Below are 23,004 nucleotides of genomic sequence, written 5' to 3'. Positions count from 1 at the left end.
CCTTCGCTTAACGGAAAGTGACAAATAGGAAATCCGCTTGTTCACCTTGTTGTTAGTTTTACTTAATCCAGATATCTAGATGTTCTTTATTTTCGATTATTATTTCCGCAATTTTTGCGCCAACATGCTGAAAATAAGTCTCCCGGTCTGTCCGCGAAAGAAAATTGTGGTTTTCGATGAATTTATCTGTGGGAATCACACGCCTGAGCAGTGGTATCCTGTTAGTTTGGTTAATATCAAAATTTTCCATAGCATTTTCAAATTCATCTTTAAGAATGGAAGAACTCCAGGCTTTCGGTCCTTTTTCTGGTTTTACCTCAAAGACACGCCTCGCAAATTCAAAGGGAAATGCGCCAAAAGAAATGAGCATCTTGGGCTTGTGTTCATTTACGATCTCTCTGTAATACTCTATTTCTTTTGCTACCTCCTTACCCCACCAGTTTAAAGTATTTGGAACGATACCTCCGTCATTTACAGCACTACGAATATAAATATTAGAAGTGTCTATTCTAGTATACAATTCTCTAAATACTCTGTCTTGGATCTCATCTAATATAGGTCTCCAAATATCATGGCGAACTGCTGGGTATTTGGGGTTTATTAATAGCCATATCGGATAAGTTCTTTCTCCTAGTTCTCTCTTCATACTCTCACCCTTAGAAAAAGTTTCTCTTGGAGTCAAGCAGGACAAAATTACTTCCACCTTTCTTTGCTTGTACTGCCATTCACATAAGAACTTTGGCTGGTAACCTATGATTAATAGAGTTTAGTTCACTAACTCAAAATCCTCATGTTTATGACTTTAAGCATTTAATTAACTCGATTAAATTTCTTAGCGGCCATCAGGCAGCTTTATATATATCTATCTATTTCTAGAACCAGTACGACCCTAGCTAATTATTTTGATTACCCCCTCTCTTTATCTATCATGTGTGATTCATCACAATTAGAGATTAACATTATGAAAGAAATGTGTCTAGAGCAAAACAATATGCTCATAATTAATATACCTGATAGAGGAATTAATAGGTTTGTTATCTGATAGTAAATGTATGTTCATTTGACATGTTTTCGGGCAACATAACACCAGTAAATTACTAGTTAACCTACTTAGAGATGTAAAAGCTGGCAAATTACTTTCTTACTCCAATGATAAGGTTGGCCTGTTGATCAAACTCAATTCTTCTTAATCAAATTCTTTAATTTTTAATTGTTGTCCTTTTTGATAAAAAACAAACTACAAAAAGCTTCATAGGGAGGTTAATCTCTATGAAGCCTAATTAGATTCTCTTATTATAACTATTATACAACTCAGTAATCTCGCTTTTTAATCCATCCAAATATTTAGTTGATCCTTATGCTCGATAATTCTCCTGGCAATATTTGTCCCAACGTATTTAAAATATTTATCGTTATAATCATGATCATCAATATACTTATCACTTTCGACAATTCTGCGAAGTAAAGGAAAAATATTTGTTTTATTGAGATCGAAGTGCTCAATTGATTTTATAAATTCGTCCCCTAAATTTGATGTTCCCCAAGACTTTGGGCCTTTCTCAGGTTTCATTCCATAGACTCGTCTTAAAAATTCAAAGGGAAAGGCACCAAAAGATATTAAGATTTTCGGCTTGTGCAATGAAGCAAACTCTCGAAAATTGGCTATCTCTGCGGCCACTTTAGTATCCCACCAATTCAATGTGTTCGGAACTATCCTACTGTCGGAAACAGCAAACCGCGTATAAATTTTAGAAGAATCTATCCTATTACGCAATTCCCTATATACCTGGTCTTGAATTTCCGCCAATACAGGCGTCCAAATATAATGTTTCACAGCAGGATGCTTAGGATTAAATAGTAACCAGATTGGAGAAATCATCTCTCTCGACTTCCCGTTCGCCTGATCCGTCAAAGACAAAGCTCTGTTAAGAGTTGAATCAGTCAACCTGATCCCGCCTTTCTAATTATGATAGTAATATACACCAAAATGAGTTCTCGTGAAATGATCTAAACCGAATCAGCCCCGAAGAGACGATTCTCTACGGGGCTGATTGTATTTTTCACAAAAAGGTTGGAGATCAACTGAGAGAACCGAGACTATAGATGATTAACTTTCAAAACATTGCTGTTATCATCTGAGCAATAATTATCAATGAAGTCTTGGGGCAACTTCTTAATTAACAAAACAGGGATGGGTGATCTATTTAGAACGTTGTGAGCTAAACAACCAAAAATCAAGCCTTTTAGCGTGGTTAGACCACGAGTACCCATGATAATCAACTTGAACTTTTTCTTTTCCGCATACTCAAGAAGCGCATCTACTGTGTCAGATATGCTAGGATTACAATAGATCACATGATGACTGACATTTTTTCCTCTTTCAGTGAAAATTTCATTAGTTCTATTAAGAATATGATTATACAAACTTCTTACGTTATTATCTGACTCAATGACACGTTTCATCCACTCCGACGTAGGACTAACGGGCCAGGTATCGATCCAACTATACTCTGTCCCCATTGAACCTTCTTCGCTCTCCTGAACCTGGACAATGGTTAAATGCATATTTGGCATGCTTTTTAGCAAATTGGCTGCATAAACTGCGGCTGAAAAAGCCTGCTGGGATCCGTCGGAATAAAGAAGAACATTAAACGTTGACTCGTGCAAATTAATACCTCCTTCATAATTTTCTAATCTCAATTAAAAGGCTGCAGTGTTTCGATTTTTGATACCGCTATCTACATTTGTATTAATTTCAGATTCTAATAAGTTACAGGCAGCAGATTTGTCCTTACCGTCAATGATCTCACAACCTAAAACTGATTTTGCTCTTTCTAATGCATTTGTAGATGAGGCAAAAATTTCATTCTCAGACATGAAGATGTTATCTTCTCCAATATCCGAAGTTACATGTGAATTAATCAATAGAGAGTTGAACTCAGATTTTACTCCACTGAAGATAACGATTCCGCCAGATTCTTTAACAGTTCTTATAAAAACCTTCAAAGCGCCTAAAGCAGTTAAATCAATCGTTGCAACATATTTCATTCTTAGAATAAATACTTTTGATTTATCCGTTAGATCATCTAACTTTGTTTGTAAATCTTCCGCTGAACCGAAGAAAAGATTTCCTTCTAACTGAATGATTAGAATGTCAACTTTTTCTTTAAGGGATTTAACTTCTTTTTCAATAACATGCCCATTCTTTTCTTGTGAAGGTAGAAGTATCTTTAAAGGTGCCTTATTAGTATCTTTAAGATATAGGGCAATAGATATTGCAATTCCTGTGTAGATTGCCACATCTAAATGAGGCATTACAATTGTCGCAATAGCTGTGGTAAACATGGCAATAGAATCCGATTTAAACTTTCCAGCCTTCACAATATGCATGATTTCCTTTTTATCTACCATGTTATAAGCAATAACCAGAATTACACCAGCAAGACATGGATTTGGAATATATTGTGCATAGGGCGCAAAAAACAATAAGACTAAGGCAACTACGATACCTGACATTATTCCGGCAAATCTGGTGACTGCACCACTTTGATAATTGATTGCTGAACGAGTAAAGGATCCCGACCCGGCAAAGCATTGAAAGAATGCAGCTCCGGCATTAGCCAGCCCTTGGCCAATAAACTCTTGGTTAGCATCTATTTTCTGCCTTGAGGTTGTGGCGATTGACTTTGAAATTGCTATAGCCTCAACTAAGCCAATGATAGCAATTGCTACTGCCCCACCAAAAAGATTCTGCATAACGTTAAGGTCAAATTGAATCATTTTAAAAGGCGGAAGGGAGGATGGTATAAATCCTGTTAGCTTTACACCCTTTTGATCCAGGGAAAACATAACAATAAAGATAATTGGAATAATGATTCCTATCAAAGCTCCGGGGATCTTCTTATTAATTTTTTTACAAACTATAATTATAGCCATAGTCATTGCCCCAAGTCCAAGTGCATACATATTAGTCTGACTTAAATGAGTCATAACATAATAGAACTTCTGCATCGTTGACATATGAGCAGAATCTTTAATAGAAATACTCAGCAGAGTACTGAGTTGCCCTAACCCAATTAATACCCCTGCCCCGGCTGTAAAACCTATGACTACAGAATGAGACACAAAGTTAATAACTTTTCCAAGTTTTATAACTCCAAATAGAATCTGTAACACACCAACCATAAACGTCATTAAAAAGAGCATCTGATAAACATTCTCTTGGCCCATATACTTACCTAGACTGCTTGCTACGAGTAGTGCAATAGCATTTGTTGGCCCAGCAATTGCGTGATTTGAACTACCAAATGCCGAGGCAATGATAGTCGATACAATAGCAGTATACAAACCATAAACTGGATTAACACCAGCTATTAATGCATATGCCATTGACTGGGGAATGACTACAACTGCGACAGTTAATGCGGCAATTAAGTCTTTACTAAAGTATTCCTTTTTATAATTCATTAAGGTTCCAATCAAAGGAATATACTTAAATCTTGTTAAGTACAAAGGAATTCCACCTTTCACGTTAGTTTAAGCTGACAATACCCAAACTTTTTGGCCATAGACCATTTCTATTTTCCAGATTAACATTTACTATAACAACGAGATTTATAGCTATAAAAAATACCCTCCCTCCTCTTGAAAGGGTTTATCGAATCCGTCAAACTCAGGATTATTAATGGTGAAAACTTAAGAGTACGATGTATTACAGCTAAGCGGCAGAATTTAGAGACAGTTGAAAGAGATTTTTTTCACTATAACCTACAGACAGTTTAAAAATTTCAACAAATTAGTGTCTTCCGCAATTTTTAAACTAAAATCAAGGCTAATTCATTGAGATATAAGTCTTAGAAATACCCTCTATTTCACCTCCAATCATCAAACTCTCTATATATTTACACCTACTACCTATTTTTCACCTAGACTGGATGAGGTTAGTCAAACGTTATAAATTGCACAAGCTATTCCATGAGAACGTTTAACTTCCTATTATTTGTAGATTAGCATTGATAGTATATCAAGTCAATATTACCGCAATCGATATATCCTATTGCTGTGACAGCAGATTTGAAAGGAAATCGGTGTAATCTAAAATGGCAATACACAATACGCAATTGAAGATTATCAAGGCGCATATGTATTGCCATTTTATCAAGATAATGGTATATATTTTCACTGATTAGGTGTTATATTCATGTACATTACTTCCATTTACGGACGTCGAAGAAGAAAGCCAGTGACAAGTTAATCTAGAGATTAAAATTGTCAATTGTCATTATTTATCGATACTTTTTATCCCATTTTTGATATTTCCAGATATCTGCTCCATAAACTCTTGGAAGTTTGTGTTAGCCTGATTACTAGCTAAAACTTGGCGATTTTTAATGCATGTTTTCTCTAATTCTTGGAGTTTTTCTTCTTCTTCTTTGGTTACTTCAATGCCGGCCATTAATTTGCCGCGATGTTCATTTTTGATTTTTTGAAGATCTTCTACTAACTTTCGAGCTTCCGCATCTTGAAAAAGATCATATTCAGCCTTTTTGAAATCTTTATAGATATCAGATTGGGCAATCGCTTTACCTAGTTCAATACTCTTTTGCATTAATTCCTCAATTTGATCCATGTTTGTTTCCTCCTTTAAATTATTATATTATTTCACACATACAATTAAATAATAACTGATTACCACAAAATCTTAAAGGAAGAATTTAGATATTTGTGTTAAAGAAATAGGGAATGGATACAAAATTCCGAGAGATCACGAAAATTTGCACCATCCCCTCTTGAAATCAGCCTTCAAATAGACTATTATTTTTACTTAGTCTACTTGACCTTACATGGTTGGATTAAAAGGATACGCCAAACATATCAAGAACAGGCTTTTTGAATACTGACCATTCATTAGTATTTGGATCCCACTTCATGTTAACGAAGCAGCGCCAGTTCTCTTCATCAATGGCAGGTTTGTCTGTTCTGATATAGTATCCAGGCCAACGTGTTTCTTCACGGAAGGTTACAGCTTTGAGGTGAGACTCAGCTTGCCATAATCTGTGTTTGTTTTCCCAAACTCTCAACAGTTCATACAGATCAGCTGCAGCTAATTTTTCGGAGTCTTCTTTGAGGAACTCCATCAGTTCTGCTGCTCTGGTTAAGGAAGCTTGGTTCATATTGAAGAACACGTTTGCTCCACCAACGTACTCATCCATCATTTTTTGTAGACGATACATGAATTGCTTTGGAAGAATATAATTCGGGTTTACACTAGGATCGGTACTGAAATCTTTGTGTTGCTCATAGATTTCAAGTGGTTTTACGATTGTTGCTTTAATATCTTCAATAACTTGAGCATCTGCCTCAATCAAGGTATTGTTGTCTAAGATATATTTGCAAGCTGCTTTAGCTGCAATACGTCCTTCAGCGTGTGTACCTGATGAGAACTTGTGAGCGCAAGCTCCTGTAGCGTCACCAGCAGCAAAGAGTGCAGGAACTGTGGTCATGTTAGCATAACCCCAGAAATAGTCGGTTCCAGCAGAGAGATCTTCTGGACCAGATACCCAAGCGCCTGATGCTCCGGAGTGGGAGCTGATGAAGTAAGGCTCTGTTGCAGCGATTTCGGAAGATCTTACTTCTGGCTCAACGTTAGTTGCAGCCCATAGTAAAGCTTGAGCAATAGTCATATCGAGGAAGTCTTCCCAAGCTTCATTCTCTAAAGTTTTCATTTTCTTCTTGAAGGCTTTCTCGTCACCTTCATATTGTCTAGCTAAGTTAGCAATAGCTTCCTCAGTACGCATGAAGAGAGGTCCTTTACCTTCTTGGATATCTAATAATCCGAGATGGTTACGGAGGTTAGCAGGAATTGGCTTAATTTTACCAAATACGCCCCAGTTTTCTAACTCTGCTGCACGGGTTTCCATGTAGTTTTCGCCCAATGCATTGGTAGCGCGGGATTTGAAAAGTAAGAACCAAGCGCCAACTGGACCATAAGCATCTTTAAAGCGGATAGGCACGAAACGTACTTCTTGACAGGTCATTTCGCAGCCGGCCTTCATTGTGAAGTAAGCAGATGAACCTGTGGAGAATGGAGGATACCATGAACGTCCAGCACCTTCACCAGTGGATTTTGGTTTGAAGACACCAACGGTTCCACCCATTGCGCACAAAGTAGCTTTTGCTTTGAAGACATAGATTTTGTTCTCACGAACACTGAATCCGACAGCTCCAACGCATTTGCCATCTTTCATAAGTGGTTCGGTGATGAAAACTCTCTCATAAATGTTTTCTTCGCCTAAAGCATTTTTAGCGGCTTCAGCAACGATAACCTTATAGGATTCACCGCTGATCATTAATTGCCATTTACCTTCGTGAACATATCCGCCATTTTCGTCTTTCCATAATGGGAGACCCCATTTTTCAAAGAGGTGAACGGAGCTGTCAACGTGGCGGGCAATGTTAGCGACTAAGTCATCACGAGCAATACCCATCAAGTCGCCTTTAACGTATCTAACATAATCTTCAACTGTGTTTTTACCTTCAGCAAGACCAACATATAAGTTAATAGCGGACAATCCCATTCCGACTGCACCGGAACGTGGCATTGATGCTTTATCAACTAAGGTTACTTTAATTCCATGTTTTTTGCCCCAGTATGCTGCTTCTACTGCAGCACCACAGGATCCCATTCCGCCTCCGATGATCAGAAGGTCGGTTGTTACTTCTACTGTTTCAAAGTTCATTGGCATTGATTTTAACCTCCCTATTTATTCCCTTTTACAAGAGCTTACTTCTTATAAGTCCATACTGGCATATGCATTGAAGCTGGTTCTGTATACAGCTCGATGCTGTCGATGTCTGTGGTTACTTCATAACCGCCATCAGGTACTGCGGAACCTTCTTCTGTTGTACGAATCGGGAATTTAAAGCGTTTGGTCATGCCGTTACGGAATTTAACAGTCCACATAATGCTATCAGAGCTACGGAGAGGTACACATGAGGCGCCTAGTGGAACAAAGTCAGCATATCCACGAAGATCCATTGCTTGTTGTGGGCAAGCCTTAACACAGCATAGGCACTCCCAGCATTGGGAAGGGTCAAGGTTTACAGCCTTCATTTTCTCTTTGTCTAACAACATAAGGTCATTGGGGCATGCATACATGCAAGCTGTTTTGTCTTGCCCTTTACATCCGTCACATTTTTCTGCAATTACAAAACTTGGCATTCGTTTTACCTCCATCATTCATATATTTTTGAAACTAAACTAAAGAACTTAGGATCCTTTAGTTTAGTCTTCAACCAATGGTTAGCTTACTTAGAGGAGTAATATTTGAGCAGAATTTCAAGTACTTCTTTACGGCTGAAATTGCTAGGTGGTACTTCGCCGGCAGCTAACATAGCTCTCAGCTTAGTTCCGCTAATTTTCAAATGATCTTCTTTGCCATGTGGGCAAGTTTTTTCAGTTGTCATGCCTTCGCACTTATTGCAGTACATAGCAGCTGTTACTTTAAGAGGTTGGCAAAGGATTTCGCCTGGCTTAAAGGTATCAAAGATTTCTTGAGCTTGATAAGCTGTGTAGTAATCGCCAACGCCAGCATGGTCACGGCCAACAAGGATGTGGCTGCAGCCAAAGTTTTGACGGAAAATTGCGTGTAGGATAGCTTCACTTGGTCCTGCATAGCGCATTTCCATAGGATATACTTTCATCACAGCATTTTTCTCATTGAAATAATTTTTCAAAAGAACTTCATAGCACTCTAAACGAGTTTCAGCAGGAATATCTCCCTCTTTGAGTTTTCCTACGATAGGATGTATGAATAGTCCATCGCAAACTTCATTTCCCATTTTGCAGAGGAACTCATGTGAACGATGTAAAGGATTCCGGGTTTGGAAAGCTGCAACAGTTGCCCAGCCCTTTTCATCGAAGATTTTTCTGGTTTGTTCAGGAGTAGCATAGTAGTCACCATATTTTGAAGCGTATCCCAGTTGACTAAAGGTTATCAACTCACCGCCGATGTTGACATCTCCTTGAGACATAACTTTTTTAACACCATCATGCGCTGCGTCATCCGTAAAGAATACAGCGTTGCACTCTTTAACTTTGTCATACTCGTATTTATCGTTCACTGTTAAGATACCGCAATAGGTATCTGTTTCATCATCAACTAAAGCTAATTCCATACCAATTTTGATAGTTTCAGCTTGTTCAGGAGTAACTGACAAAGTGATTGGGAGAGGCCATGCTAAGCCATTGGTTAAATGTTTTGTGTTTACAACACTTTCATAATTGGCTTTGTCCATGAATCCTGTTAGTGGGCTGAATGCCCCCATCCCGATCATTAAAAGGTCAGAAGTTTCTCTTGAAGACATGCGAACCACTGGTAAGGTTTTTGCTTTTGCTAATGCATCAGCTCTTTGTGATTCAGGGAGCAATACAGGTGTTAACTTTCCACCATGGGGTGGTACTAGTTTTGACATAGTACAATCCTCCTCAAATTTTTTTATAATGAATGTGAGTATACTGCAGAAACTAGTGTTTATGATGCACACAGCCAACATCATTTCTGTCGGAAGGATACTATATAAACAGCGTTTCTGGCATCCCCCCTTTCACTAACGTTTGATACTTTTTTCACCATATCAGTCAGCCAACCTCATAACTTGAATTCTAAGTAAAGAACATCTTTGATATGAGGTTAGCTCAACATCTATACTCAAGCACAAACCCTTCGTCTACATTAACCCTATTATTTTTCAAGGGACTCGCAGAGAAATTCTGACATCTCCATGACTTTCAACACGTCATTCTTTTCTAAACCTGCGCAAGCATCATCTAACATTGTAATACAGTATGGGCAAGCAGTGACTATGACATCAGCATTTTGCTTCACTGCATCATTAATCCGTAATTCTCCGAAACGCTCACCAAAGGGTACTTCGGCCCAAATCCGCCCGCCACCGCCTGAACAGCAAAGGCTCTTATTCTTAGCCCGATCTAATTCGACAAGCTCAGCCCCTGGAACTGCCTGGAGTAGCTCACGTGGAGCGTCATAGACTAAATTGTGTCGTCCTAAGTAACATGGATCGTGGAATGTTACTTTTTTTGCAATTTCCCCTGGTAAGGAAAGCTTTCCTTCTTTCAAGAGTTCACTAAGGAGCTCAGAATAGTGCATTACTTCGTACTCTCCACCAAGTTCTGGATAATCTTGTTTAAAAGAGTACAAACAGTGTGGGGAAGTAGTAATAATTTTCTTAACACCTTTTCCATTAAACAACTTGATGTTAGACTCAGCTAATTTAGCGAAAAGTTCTTCATCCCCGATTTTACGGATAGTTTCACCACAACAGCTTTCTTCAGCTGTTAAGACCCCGAAGTTAACTCCAGCTTGTTGGAGAAGTTTGACAACGCTTTTAGCAATTTTTTGGCTGCGTGTATCATAACAGGATGTGCAGCATACATAAAGCAGGTATTCAGTGCCTTCTGTAAATTCTGGAACATTCAAGCCTTCTAGCCAGTCAGCTCTCTTCTCACGAGGTCCGGCCCAAGGATTGCCATTGGCATGAAGACTCCCTGCTACAGGTCTTAAGTGACTCGGCAAGATGCCGGCACCTACAATCGTATTACGCATTGAGCGTACGTTTTTAATAATCTCAACACTTCTCGGACAATTTGTTTGACACATGCCACAAGTAACACAGGCAAAAAGAACTTCTTCATCATCGAAACCTTCCAAGCCGAGTTGTCCTTGTCGTTGCATTTTACGAATATTAAATACTTCGCTAAGCTCACCGGGAACCTGTCGGTATGGACATAGATTGGTGCAGAGACCGCACTGCATACACCAGTTGAGCGTTTCGGCTCCTGAAGAAATAATATATTCTCTCATCTCCAGAGATACTTCTTTTATTTCATCCATAATACTGCTCCTTTGCTATCTTATGGGGACATTCTTTCTACCTGAATAGGAAGTTTGTCCCCCTAACCTTAGATCCACTTAGAACCCTTTGTATGGGTTGGGGCCAAGTTCCTCAAGTTTTGCGGCGAAGTCATCTAACATAGCAGGTATCTTGTCGTAATCCGTGATGGAGATTTGATCCATTCGCACTCGTTCGGAGTCCAGATCCAGCCTGTCTAAGGTTTCCGACACTTTGGATAATCTGATCTCAGCCAACTCGCTTCCTTTGATGAAGTGGCACTGATAATCATCACCATGCTTGCAGCCCAAAAGATAGATTCCATCGATTCCAGCTGACATGGAATCAGCTATCCAAACTAAACTCAATGAGCCCAGACATCTTAGAGGGATAACGCGAACCCAAGCATTATATTTAAGCCGATTAATACCAGCCATATCTAAAGCGGGGTAAGCATCATTTTCACAAGCAAAAATCAAAATTCTTGGTTTTTCTTCATCTTCATCAGGTACTTCGATTGACTTAATCAGATTACCAATCATAGGAACCGAGTAGTTCTTAAAGGTAATAATCCGTTCAGGACATGCGCCCATACAGATTCCGCATCTGCGACAGCGGGTCGGATTTGGCAACGGATTAAATTTATCATCTTCATTAATAGCACCAAAAGGACATTCTACAGTACAACGCTTACATTGAGTACATCTCGACATTGCAAAGTCTGGGAAAGACATATCCCCTACTCGAGGGTGTACAGCCATACCTTGGGCACTTGATTCCATACATTGAATTGCCTTTAAGGTTGCTCCGGTTGCATCTTCAATCGAAGACAATTCATCCATTGGAGCCCTTACGCTACCGGCTGCGTAAATTCCGGTACGGCGAGTTTCATATGGGAAGCAGATAAAATGAGAGTCAGCAAACCCATATTTCAAAGTAGGCATTTCAGGGCCTTGTCGATATGAGAGATTGAGAAGATTTGATTTAAGAATTACTTCAGGCTTAGGCCCGTCGTCCTTCTTATCTTCCTCCGTATCAGCTTTAGCTGCGAAATCTTCTCCTAAAGCTGTTGTGGGAACCATACCATTTGCTAGAACTACCATATCCACTGCTTCAGTAGATATCGTTGCTCCAGATAGAATATCTGTTGCTTCAATAAGCAGGTTCTTTTCGCCATCTTCGGTAATACCTTTGATTTCTCCCCTGACGAAAATACTTCCATCTTTTTGCACTTGTTGATAGAGTCTCTCGTATTGACCAGGTGTTCTCATATCTTTATAGAAAACAAAAACATTTGCTTCCGGGTTCTGTTCTTTAATATAAGAAGCCTGTTTTAGGGACTCTACGCAACATGTTGCCGAACAATAGGGTAAGTGTTCAGGATCCCGTGATCCTGCGCATTGAATAAAGGCAATCGTTTGTACTTCTTTACCATCTGGACGAACAATCTTTCCTTTAGAAGCAATTTCTTCCATTTGCAGTCCAGTGATTACATTCTCATATTTACCATAACCAAGATAATCCAATTTTGTCGAATCATATGGAACAGCTCCTGTAGCAAGAACAACGGATCCGACTCTTTCCGTAATCGTAGCACCATTTTGGCTGATTGATGCATCGAACATACCTGGAGAACCAGCTATTTCAAGAATCTCAGCACCTGTATAGACTGTAACATCAGGATTAGCTTCAACCTCTTTAATTAACTCAGCAACATCTACCTCTTCAGGTGCAGTATACGGTGCTTTTCGAGGAACTTGTTTAAACAAGCCATTCATCCAGCCTCCAAGAGCTGGGCTTTTCTCAACTAAAACAGCCTTATACCCTGCTTTGGCAGCTTCTAGAGCAGATGTCATACCTGTCAAGCCACCGCCAACAACTAATAGGGTTTTAACCATATTTACACCTTGATAAGGTTCAGGCAATTCAATGTGCTTCACCTTAGCAAGACCCATTCTTAGATAATCTTCAGCCATCATCTGAGTGTCTTCGTCGTTTGCTGTTTGACTCCAGATGACCTGTTCACGAAGATTTACTCTCTCCATAACAACGGAGTCAAATTCAAAAACATCATAATTAACACGCGGGGAACAAGCAGCAATAAGAACTGTGTTAACGCCTTCATTCTCAATGTCGCTCTTTATTAACTCTACCCCTTCAGAACCGCAGAGAAAGGGGTGTGTCTTACATACAGGAACCTTGCCTTCCTTGGTAGCAACCTTGGACAGGCTCTCTATTTCCAGAGATTCTCCTAGACTACATCCAGTACAGATATAAACACCTGTTTTTTTAACCATTGGGCTACCTCCTCACCGTAGATTGAATGGCCTTAAGCGCTGCAGATGTAGAATCTTTCACCGATGAGGAAACATCTAAAGGCTTCTTAGCGCATCCTGCACCGAAAATTCCTGGTTGGGAAACAATAAAGCCATCCTCATCATAGGATATTGTATCGAGTGCACTCGAGGTAGATGGCGCCATACCCGTCGCTAGTACAACCATATCAACGGTTTCCTTCATAATTTCACCAGTTAATTGGTTTTCAACTTGTACGATTAAATCCTTCGTCTCAGGATCTTCAGAAATCTCGCCAACTTTTCCTTTTATCATGTTTATATCATCTTGAACTTTTGTATAAAAATCTTCGTGTTTTCCCATCGCTCTAACATCTATATAAAACATATAGACTTTTGCATCTGGGCTGGCGGCTTTTACGTAGGTTGCCTGTTTAAGCGAAGCCATACAACAAACTCCCGAACAATAAGGAAGATGATTTTCATCTCGGGATCCTGCACACTGAACAAAAGCAATGGTTTTTACTTCTTTTCCGTCAGATGGACGAAGGATTTTTCCAGCGGTAGGACCATTGGAAGCAGCCAATCTTTCCATCATAACGTTTGTAATAACATTTTGATGACGTCCAAAACCATAATAGTCTACTTTTTGAGCATCATAGGGTTCCCAACCAGTAGCCCACACGATTGATCCAACATTTAAATTAAAGCTTTTAGCCGACATATCTAATTCAATAGCGCCATATTCACAGGCAGCAACACATTTCCCACATTCTGCTCCCAAACAAGCTGATCCATCAATCACATACTTCATTGGGAATGCAAACTCGTGAGCGTTATAAATGGCCTTTGTTTTACCCATTCCATAATTAAACTCATTAGCCCGCTCTGCTGGACATGCCTCAGTACATTTGCCACATGCAGTACAATTATGATTCACATAACGAGGATTTGACTTAACAGTTACAGTATAGTCTCCTTCTACTCCATCAATCTTTTCGATTTCTGACAAAGTGAAGAATTTGATGCGGGGATTTTGCTTAATCCGTTTAAAATTAATCTCCAGCCCGCAGTTCGGTGGGCACAGCTTAGGAAAATACTGATTCATCTGGGCCACTCTACCACCTAGGTAGGATTTCTGTTCAACCAGATAAACTTCGCTTCCTGCCTCGGAAGCTTCAATAGCGGCTGTAAGTCCGCTCACTCCTCCTCCGACCACTAAAATACTCTTATGCGCCATCCTTCTACCTCCCTTATATGTCAATAGACTCTCGGCATTTACCGAGGCAGTTGGATCAAGAGCTTTCTCGAACCAACCTTATAGCACTCCTCCTACCTTAATAGGAGATATTTGCTTTCATTGTATATAGTACTTTATCGCTCCTATTAACTCGCGGATTATGAGGTATATGATTTCTTTCACATACTAATTAGCAACAAAACTTGTCCTATTAGATATATATCACATCAAACGTAACAAAATGCACAAACTTGTATTTAATTATTTTGCAAATTATTTATTTCACTTACAAAATAAGACTAGCACTGTGGTCGTAATAAGTCAATATGGCGATAATTAAGATATTATATAGTGAACTGATCTCCGATACCTTTGTAAATCTAGTTGAAATGATATTCTAACGATCTAACCTCTTCCTATAGAAGTTATTATGCAAATACGATTATCGTTTCCGGCTATAAATAGGCAGAAAAATATGTAAAAAGCTAAGGAATCACCTTGAACAGGATATTATTTCTCAATCTTTACGAATTTTTCCTTATATAATCATCTCTTCTACATATCCCCCAAAAATACCTTCTAGTTTTTTACTGTTTTCTAGCTAACCTTAAATTCGCAATAAGGAAACCTCATGTAATCTTAAATAGAGCTTTGTTAAAAGGAGAGCATATATGCTCTCCTTTACCAATTTACGATTATCTTTAGTTATGTTCCAGATACAGTTTGAACAGCGCTTGTGTCCCGCTGTTCTCCTCTCCACCTTCTGCGAGCTTTTCATATAAGGTCTTTGCTAACTCTAAACCCGGTGTGAGCAATCCCATCTGTTTAGCGGACTCTAAAGCAATCGTCATATCTTTAATGAAATGCTTAACATAAAAACCAGGCGCAAAGTTATTGGCTAACATACGCGGCGCAAGATTACTTAAAGAAAAACTTGCTGCCGCTCCTGTTTCAATACTTTTTAAGACAACCTCGGGCTTAAGCCCCGCCTTTTGAGCGTAGGCCATTGATTCACAAACCCCGATCATGGTCGAGGCAATTACTATTTGATTACACATCTTTGTGTACTGACCGGCTCCGGCACTTCCTTGTAAAATAACATTTTTCCCTAAGCAATTAAAAACTGGAAGTATTCTATTAAACACTTCTTCATCCCCACCGACCATTATTGCCAAGCGAGCCTCTTTTGCTCCTACATCTCCTCCGGATACGGGCGCATCAAGTGCATACATACCGAGGACTGATGCCTCATTATAGATCTTCTTAGCAAGGTCAGGAGAAGAGGTAGTCATATCAACGAAATGGCTGCCCTTCTTAGCATTTTTTAGAATTCCATTTGCTCCTAGATATACTTCTTCTACATCTTTTGGATAACCAACCATTGTAATGACTACATTACAGCTTGAAGCTAACTCAGCAATGGAATCTTGCCATTCTGCACCCGCTTTAACTAAGTCCTCAGCACTAGCCTTAGTGCGGTTATAGACTGCTACCCTATATCCAGCCTTAAGCAAGTGACCGGCCATACTCTTACCCATAACACCTGTACCAATAAAGCCAATAATTGTGTTCTCTTTAGTTAGGCTCATAATTTTTACCCCTCTCATTAACATTGTGCTATAACAGACTGGTGTATATGTAAAGTTCCAAACACCACATTAAATCTATAAATAGTACATTACTTACCTATTACAATAAAACTATAGAATATCCATCTAAAAGTGTCAAGCAATCCTACTTAAAGACATGAAAGGACAATAGCATTGCCGCTAGTGATAAATAATGGTGGATGCTAAAAAAAGCAGGCAGGTAAAACCTGCCTGCACTATAATCATTTTACTTACTCATCTTCCATAAACCATGAATGTTACAGTATTCTCTTACCTCAATAACCTCGTCTTCAGCAACCAAGAAAGTAGCTTCAGGCGCTTGCCCCGGTTCAAGTTCCGCCCTAAGAACTTGTTCCTTTGTCAAAACCTCTATAAACCGAATGAAATGTTTTTCCTCCATTGGGTGAGCAGCACTGCCGACCTTAACTTTAATACCCCCACTTACTGCTTCAATAACAGGAACATGTTTTTCTAGGCTTGCATCTGTCGTACCCGCCTGTAGAATATTCATCGGTTTATTACAACAGACCAACGCAGATGCTCCAGTATTAACAACCTCAACAACATTGCCACAAATGCTACATACATAAAGTTCTCTTAGATTTGTCATAGTTCAGCCTCCATCTTTTTGATTAATTTTATGTGTATTTATATTCTCCAAATATTTAAATTTTCCTCCTTATAAATATTACTTTTTTGAAATAAAAATCAAAAACGAATTTGTCTCTAAAAATTTACAATTCGCAAAGAAACCATTGAATAACTTTAGTTTTGGAATATTCATATTATTTTTAATAATCAAAACATATCTTTATATAATAATGATATACTAAATTAACTTTTCAAAGGAGGAAAAGCCATGACCAAGATTTCTACCCATGAAAAATTCCTTCCTTGGACCAAACATTATGATTCTGAGGTTCCTATAACATTGAGTTATCCTCAAGAAACTCTTCCTAGCTTATTCCATAAAAGTGTTAAAGATCACGCTGAGGCTATTGCCTTGATTTTTTTCGGCCGCAAGATTAGTTATCGGCAATTAGGCTCATATGTTAATAGCTTAACAACGTCTTTACATAAAATTGGCATTAAACAGGGAGATCGAATCGCATTATTACTGCCGAACTGCCCTCAATATGTAATAAGTTACTATGCCATTTTAAGTTTAGGCGCAATAGTAATCCCAGTTAATCCTTTAAGCACAGAATCTGAACTAATTCATATTTTTCGTGATGCCCAAGTCCGTATGGTTATCAGTTTGGATCTCTTAGCTGGGCGATTAGAAAAAGTACGACAATCTTTACACAGCAATAACGTGCATCTCATCTTAGAACATACCTATTATACGGGGCTAAATGAATTTATGCCTAGCCCAATAAAATATATTTATCGATTGTCACTTAAGGTACCCGCCGAAACCAAAGCACGCTTACCCTATTGCCAGTGGCTAAAAACCTTACTTATTCAAAAAGAACAGCAACCCAACCCTTGCGCAATTGATCTTTATAGAGATATCGCAGTGTTAATTTATACCGGAGGAACTACCGGTAAGCCGAAAGGGGTTATGCTCACACATCAAGCCTTAGTTGCCAACGCAAGCCAGGGTGCTGCCTGGGTTCAAATGCATGAAAATGATCGTTTACTTGCAGTACTACCAATATTTCATGGTTTTGGAATGTCAGTTTGTATGAATGCACCTCTAATCTCAGGATCTTCCTGTGTCCTGATTCCGCGTTTTAATGGAGATGACATTCTCAAAGGAATTCATCGCTACCATCCAACACTATTTGCTGGAGTTCCTACCATGTTTATAGGCCTTATTAACAATCCCTGTTTATCTCGGTATAATCTTTCCTCTTTACGAGGTTGTTTTGTCGGAGCAGCTCCTTTAGCCCCTGAAGTTAAGCGCAAATTCGAAGACCTAACAGGAAGCAGGCTTATGGAAGGCTATGGGTTGACTGAAGTGGTTACAGCTGTCTGTGCCAACCCCTATTGTGGTGTTAATAAAACCGGCAGTATTGGGATACCCTTTCCTGATGTCTGTATGCAAGTAAAAGATCTTCAGACCGGGAAGAACTTGCCACCTCTAGAAGTCGGTGAAATATCACTCACGGGTCCGGAGGTCATGCTCGGATATTATAATCAACCTCTAGAAACTTCTCAAGCACTTCGAGAGGGTTGGTTATATACCGGCGATATTGGCTATATGGATGAAGAAGGGTACTTCTATTTAATCGATCGCAAGAAGGACATGATTATTTGCGGGGGATTTAATGTCTATCCCCGCGAAGTTGAGGATGTCCTCTACCAATATCCATCTGTAAAAGAGGCATGCGTAATCGGTATTCCAGACAATTATAAAGGTGAGGTCGTTAAGGCGTTTATTACTTTAAAAGAAAACGCCAGTGTCAAGGAGCATGATGTTATCGAATTTTGCCGAGAACATCTTTTACCCTACAAAGTTCCTCAGCAGGTAGAGATTCGAGATGAGCTTCCTATGACTGCTATTGGGAAGATCTTAAAGCGTGCTCTTCGTGAGGAATAGTATTAATCTTATCAACAAACCTAAAATCAATGTGTTAAACATATGGAGAGGAGTACTATGAATGTCTTATAATAACAGCCAAATAATAAACTCTTCAAATGCACTTGAATTACTTCTTGAAGAGGCCAGCTTAAAGGGCACTTATCGAATGAAGCGTTACCCAGACAAAAAGTTCTTTGGATACTTTTGTTCATATTTTCCCGAAGAACTAATTATTGCAGCAGGTTTTGAACCCTTACGTCTCTTGCCGGATTCTGAAAACTCTACACCTGCCGAACTCCCGGGATATTGCTGTTCTCTAGCAAAAGGGACATTAGATATGGAAGTCAGAAAACAATACTGCGATCTGATTGGTATAGGTTTTACTCATACTTGTGACACCATGCAATGTCTGAGCGGAGTGTGGAGCGCCTGTGGTCAAACTAAAACCGTTGATATTGTTCCTCCGGTCATGCTAAACGCCCCTGGAGCAGCAAGCTATTATCTTGCTGAAATTAAAAGTCTTATGATGACCCTCGCTTCCCTGACCCAAACTGAGATTAAAGAAAGTTCTATTCTTGAAGCCATCAAATTATGCGCTCATACCCGCAGCTTAGTTACAGAAATTGATAACCTCCGGTCAATTCTTCCTTCCCCTTTAGTTTTCTCAATCCTTAGAGCCGGACAACTTATGCCTCGAGTAGAATATGTGAAAGCTCTTGAAGAGTGCCTCCCGGATTTAAAGGAAATGTCCCCAAAAAACCTTCATCAGGTAAAGGTACTGGTCAGCAGCGCTGTTTTAGAAAGCAACAGCCTTTTTACAATGATTGAAGAATTAGGAGGTAGGGTGGTTGCTGATGATACATGTACCGGCTACCGTCACTATTCAGGAAATACGGTTTGGGGATCGGTTAATCCACTAACTGACATCGTTCAAAGATACTCAGAAATGCCGCCCTGCCCCTGTAAAAACCGCAGTCTCAATGAAAGGATCCGCCATCTCTCTACTCTAGCTAAACATCGGAATGCCCAAGGGGCTATTATTATCATTCGTAAATATTGCGAGCCCCATGCTTGGGATGCAGTTTCATTAGCAGATAGTTTAAGAGAAGAGGGTATTCGTACTTTAACCCTTGAACTTGAAGGAGCAAGTGTGGGGGGACAAGAAAGAACGAGACTTCAAGCCTTCTTAGAAGGTTTACTTGAAAGTCAAGAACTGTAAAAGGAGTAAGTGAGAATATGAATGAGGTACCAGTGAAGCGAAGTAATTACCGTCCTTTAACCAGCAAAAAAGCACTTCAAAAGACCATGGGCCGTTATTATGCCTTAACAAACTATCACCGCTACTGGGGTAAAATTTTTCGTCGTCCTTTAGCCTGGGTCACCAGCGGTGCTCCGGTAGAACTACTGCGAGCTTTTAATATTCATTCAGCTTACCCAGAACAATACGCAGCAATCTATAGTGCACGTAATGCAACAGTAGACTTGTGTGAAGTTGCAGAAGCTGCCGGTTATTCTCAAGATCTCTGTTCTTATGCACGATCAAATATTGGCGGAGTCCTGCGGCCAGATTTGGCACCATTAGGCGGAATGCCCAAACCCGACCTCCTAGTTGCTTGCAATAATATTTGCGGAACAGTTCTAAAATGGTATGAAGTTCTAGCACGTCATTTTAAAGTGCCTCTTTTGGTTTTAGATACTCCATTTTTACCCCATGAATTTACTGCACAAGCTAAAGCTTATGTTTTAGAACAATTAATCTCCATGTCCAATGATTTAGAAGAAATTACAGGGTGCCCTTTCGACGAGAAAAAGTTAGCGGCAGAAATGAAGCGCAGTCGAGAAATCACTTCCCTCTGGATAGAAACCCGACAGTATTGTCAAAACAGTCCCTCTCCCCTGAACGCCCCCGACCTTTTTATTAATATGGCTCCTATTGTTGTTCTTCGGGGCTCAAAGGCAGGTATTGAATATTATCGCAAGCTAAGAGATGAAGTTAAACAAAGAGCTGCTCTGGCTCAAGGAGCTATCGAAGATGAGCGCATTCGACTAGTCTGGGACAACATCGCCATCTGGCCGCAATTATTTAGTTTTTATAAAATGTTTTCTGAGAAAGGAGCATGTTTTGTTACAGACACTTATAGTGGCGGATGGGCTGTCGAACATGCTCCAGGAACTCCAATGGAAAGCTTAGCTACAACTTATACTGAAATTTTCCTGAACCGCTCCCCAAAATACCGAGTGAATCAGTTAATTAAATTAATCAAAGATTATAAGGCTAATGGATTTGTAATGCATTCTAATCGCTCCTGTAAACCCTATTCTTTAGTTCAAGAAGTTATCCGTAAAGAAGTTATACGAGAAACAGGAGTGCCGGGGTTAATGATCGAGGCGGATATGGCCGACCCTAGAGCTTATGCCGAAGAACCTGTTCGCAACCGTGTTCAAGCTTATTTGGAAACATTTCTATAAGATTAAAATGAAGGAGGAGAAATACATGCCCAATCATTATATAGGAGTCGACATTGGATCTCTTACAGTCAAAGTTGTACTGATCGACGATGATTTAAAAATAATTGGTCAAGGAAAAGAAAGGGCGGGCTATAGCGGGCGAATCATTGCCCAAAAATTGATCGAAAACGTACTCGCAAAATCTGGTTTAACAACTCAAAATGTCCGAACCACAGTTGCTACAGGATATGGACGAGTAACCTTCTCATCTGATCGTGAAGTATCAGAAATCACTTGTCAAGCCAAGGGAATCAGCCATCTTTTTCCCAGTGCTCGAACAGTTATTGATATAGGGGGGCAAGATAGCAAGGTTATAAAACTATTTCCCAACGGAAAGGTTGCAGATTTCACAATGAATGACAAATGCGCAGCCGGCACCGGTCGGTTTCTGGAAGTAATGGCTTCAGCCCTTGAAGTGGATTGGCAGGAAATTAGCGAATTAGTCTCCGCTTCTAAAAACCCAACTAAGATCTCTTCCTTTTGTACTGTTTTTGCAGAGTCAGAAATCATATCTCAAGTTTCAGCCGGCGAATTAAAAGCTGATATTTTAGCAGGAGTATGTGATTCGGTAGCAAGCAGAGTCGCTTCAATGAGTCGTCGTACAGGATTAGAGCCGGATGTCGTGTTTACCGGTGGAGTAGCACATAATGATGGAGTCGTAAAAGCACTTGCCAAACAACTTGACTTTTCCTTACTTATATCACAAGAACCAGTTATCACAGCCGCTTTAGGGGCTGCTTTAATTGCCAGAGAAATTAAGACATGAAATAACACAGCCAGTTTCCTAAACATAAATTCCCATTAAGAAAATCCCGATCACTTTGCCCCAAATATCCCAAAACTGAGCAATAGGCAGAGGATTTACTCCAAGACCACACTCAACGGTAAATCCCGGGCGTCTCCAATCTTGAATAAACCAATCCTTATACCCTGCATCACTTTCAACATACCGAACAGCTTCATATCCACTGACTTCAACCAAACGGGTTACGATCAGTTGAGATTCATTAGGCTCTAACCCCCGATATCCCCAATAAATCTCCTCTCCTTGGGTATGGAATGCACTAACCAACCGAAAATTATGTGATCGGGTAAACTCCGCTATAGCCCTAGACTCCGGCTCGGATAGAGGTGCATTCCCGGGATAATTCTGGGGGGAAGGCGCTGATGCTGCCCGCCGCGAAACTTCAGTTTCCCAATGGGCTGGAAATTGATCGTTTAAGTCTACACCTCGAATATTGGCTTTCCACCCCCTGAAATCTCGAGACCCTGAATTAATCATTAAGGCAGTTTGATAAGCCTTAGTGTTCGTGGCAATTTTCCCCTGCACAAGCTGGACTCCATCCGGATTGACCATAGGAACAATCCATAAAGAAGTTGTGTCAAACAAGCCCTGAATATTAAAGGACCCGATTTTCTTCCCTGAAGCATATGCTTTAGCATAGTTTTCAATGAACTTCATTAAAAGGACAGTTGTAATCCATTCATTAGCATGAAAAGAGCCATTATAGTGGACTTCCTTTTTCCCATGTCCGAGTTTTACAGCTGGAATAGAACGGCCCATAACGGTTGATCCAATAGAATTGACTTCAATAAACGGATATAACTCTTCAAGAGACTGCAGATCATTAAGCATTTCGTTATAACCATAACTTTCTCGGGGAATTACAATGGTTCTCTGAACTGCCGGCCTTGGAATGTTAATTACTTGACCCGGCTGGATTAAAGCAGGGTTTCTAATCGATGAATTAGCAGCCAATAATGCGTTAAAGTTTATTCCGTACTTCTTTGCAATATTATACAGTGTTTCACCCTTTTTAACAGTATGTATTATCATTACAAGACACCCCCTAAATACCTTGCTATATGTATCGGTCAACAATATCGGAATTTGCCTTATAGCAGTATATACAT

The 23,004-nt window shown here is 39.6% G+C and carries 18 protein-coding genes; 4 read left to right on the top strand and 14 right to left on the bottom strand.

Annotated elements, in window-relative coordinates; translation table 11 throughout:
• Positions 1-58 precede the first annotated feature (58 nt).
• The 13 genes from DESMER_RS08200 to DESMER_RS08140 form a co-directional block, all read right to left on the bottom strand.
• The gene (locus DESMER_RS08200; RefSeq protein WP_014902585.1) at positions 59-691 is read right to left on the bottom strand and encodes a hypothetical protein; all 633 of its coding nucleotides are present in this window, start codon (positions 689-691) and stop codon (positions 59-61) included.
• Between the two features lie 636 nt (positions 692-1,327).
• Positions 1,328-1,945: a hypothetical protein gene (locus DESMER_RS08195; protein ID WP_014902584.1), complete on the bottom strand. Its 618-nt coding sequence runs from the start codon at positions 1,943-1,945 to the stop codon at positions 1,328-1,330.
• Between the two features lie 152 nt (positions 1,946-2,097).
• Positions 2,098-2,667 carry a universal stress protein gene (locus DESMER_RS08190; RefSeq protein WP_014902583.1) on the bottom strand — a complete coding sequence of 190 codons (570 nt, stop codon included), beginning with the start codon at positions 2,665-2,667 and terminating at the stop codon, positions 2,098-2,100.
• Positions 2,668-2,700: 33 nt separating this feature from the next.
• Positions 2,701-4,512, bottom strand: a complete 1,812-nt coding sequence (locus DESMER_RS08185; RefSeq protein ID WP_014902582.1) for a SulP family inorganic anion transporter — start codon at positions 4,510-4,512, stop codon at positions 2,701-2,703.
• A 769-nt stretch (positions 4,513-5,281) separates the two neighbouring features.
• Positions 5,282-5,629, bottom strand: a complete 348-nt coding sequence (locus tag DESMER_RS08180) for a YlbF/YmcA family competence regulator (RefSeq protein ID WP_014902581.1) — start codon at positions 5,627-5,629, stop codon at positions 5,282-5,284.
• Between the two features lie 223 nt (positions 5,630-5,852).
• Positions 5,853-7,745, bottom strand: coding sequence for an adenylyl-sulfate reductase subunit alpha (gene aprA / locus DESMER_RS08175; protein ID WP_014902580.1), 1,893 nt, complete (start codon positions 7,743-7,745; stop codon positions 5,853-5,855).
• Positions 7,746-7,783: 38 nt separating this feature from the next.
• A complete protein-coding gene (gene aprB / locus DESMER_RS08170; protein ID WP_014902579.1) occupies positions 7,784-8,221 on the bottom strand; it encodes an adenylyl-sulfate reductase subunit beta in 438 nt (145 codons plus the stop codon).
• An 86-nt stretch (positions 8,222-8,307) separates the two neighbouring features.
• Complete coding sequence (gene sat, locus DESMER_RS08165; protein ID WP_014902578.1) at positions 8,308-9,474, bottom strand: sulfate adenylyltransferase; 1,167 nt, start codon at positions 9,472-9,474, stop codon at positions 8,308-8,310.
• Positions 9,475-9,743: 269 nt separating this feature from the next.
• Positions 9,744-10,913, bottom strand: a complete 1,170-nt coding sequence (locus DESMER_RS08160; protein ID WP_014902577.1) for a (Fe-S)-binding protein — start codon at positions 10,911-10,913, stop codon at positions 9,744-9,746.
• A 78-nt stretch (positions 10,914-10,991) separates the two neighbouring features.
• On the bottom strand, positions 10,992-13,208 hold the full coding sequence (locus DESMER_RS08155; protein ID WP_014902576.1) for a hydrogenase iron-sulfur subunit: 2,217 nt from the start codon (positions 13,206-13,208) through the stop codon (positions 10,992-10,994).
• 4 nt (positions 13,209-13,212) lie between these two features.
• Entirely contained in the window at positions 13,213-14,445 is a 1,233-nt protein-coding gene (locus DESMER_RS08150) for a CoB--CoM heterodisulfide reductase iron-sulfur subunit A family protein (protein ID WP_014902575.1), read from the bottom strand.
• 701 nt (positions 14,446-15,146) lie between these two features.
• On the bottom strand, positions 15,147-16,034 hold the full coding sequence (locus DESMER_RS08145) for an NAD(P)-dependent oxidoreductase (protein ID WP_014902574.1): 888 nt from the start codon (positions 16,032-16,034) through the stop codon (positions 15,147-15,149).
• A gap of 247 nt (positions 16,035-16,281) precedes the next feature.
• Positions 16,282-16,665 carry a desulfoferrodoxin gene (locus DESMER_RS08140; RefSeq protein WP_014902573.1) on the bottom strand — a complete coding sequence of 128 codons (384 nt, stop codon included), beginning with the start codon at positions 16,663-16,665 and terminating at the stop codon, positions 16,282-16,284.
• Positions 16,666-16,914: 249 nt separating this feature from the next.
• On the opposite strand from DESMER_RS08140, the gene DESMER_RS08135 reads away from it, so the two are divergent.
• From DESMER_RS08135 to DESMER_RS08120, 4 genes are all read left to right on the top strand, one after another.
• Complete coding sequence (locus DESMER_RS08135) at positions 16,915-18,600, top strand: long-chain-fatty-acid--CoA ligase (RefSeq protein WP_014902572.1); 1,686 nt, start codon at positions 16,915-16,917, stop codon at positions 18,598-18,600.
• 61 nt (positions 18,601-18,661) lie between these two features.
• The gene (locus DESMER_RS08130; RefSeq protein ID WP_014902571.1) at positions 18,662-19,801 is read left to right on the top strand and encodes a 2-hydroxyacyl-CoA dehydratase family protein; all 1,140 of its coding nucleotides are present in this window, start codon (positions 18,662-18,664) and stop codon (positions 19,799-19,801) included.
• 17 nt (positions 19,802-19,818) lie between these two features.
• Positions 19,819-21,051 carry a 2-hydroxyacyl-CoA dehydratase subunit D gene (locus tag DESMER_RS08125; RefSeq protein ID WP_014902570.1) on the top strand — a complete coding sequence of 411 codons (1,233 nt, stop codon included), beginning with the start codon at positions 19,819-19,821 and terminating at the stop codon, positions 21,049-21,051.
• 25 nt (positions 21,052-21,076) lie between these two features.
• The gene (locus tag DESMER_RS08120) at positions 21,077-21,856 is read left to right on the top strand and encodes an acyl-CoA dehydratase activase (protein WP_014902569.1); all 780 of its coding nucleotides are present in this window, start codon (positions 21,077-21,079) and stop codon (positions 21,854-21,856) included.
• Between the two features lie 18 nt (positions 21,857-21,874).
• Here DESMER_RS08120 and DESMER_RS08115 read toward each other — a convergent pair whose 3' ends face one another.
• Complete coding sequence (locus DESMER_RS08115) at positions 21,875-22,927, bottom strand: M14 family zinc carboxypeptidase (protein ID WP_014902568.1); 1,053 nt, start codon at positions 22,925-22,927, stop codon at positions 21,875-21,877.
• Between the last annotated feature and the right edge of the window lie 77 nt (positions 22,928-23,004).

This window comes from Desulfosporosinus meridiei DSM 13257 (genome assembly GCF_000231385.2).
Taxonomy (GTDB): Bacteria; Bacillota; Desulfitobacteriia; order Desulfitobacteriales; family Desulfitobacteriaceae; genus Desulfosporosinus; species Desulfosporosinus meridiei.
The sequence above is the reverse complement of the archived record's forward strand: the minus strand, read 5'-3'. Positions and strand labels throughout refer to the sequence as shown.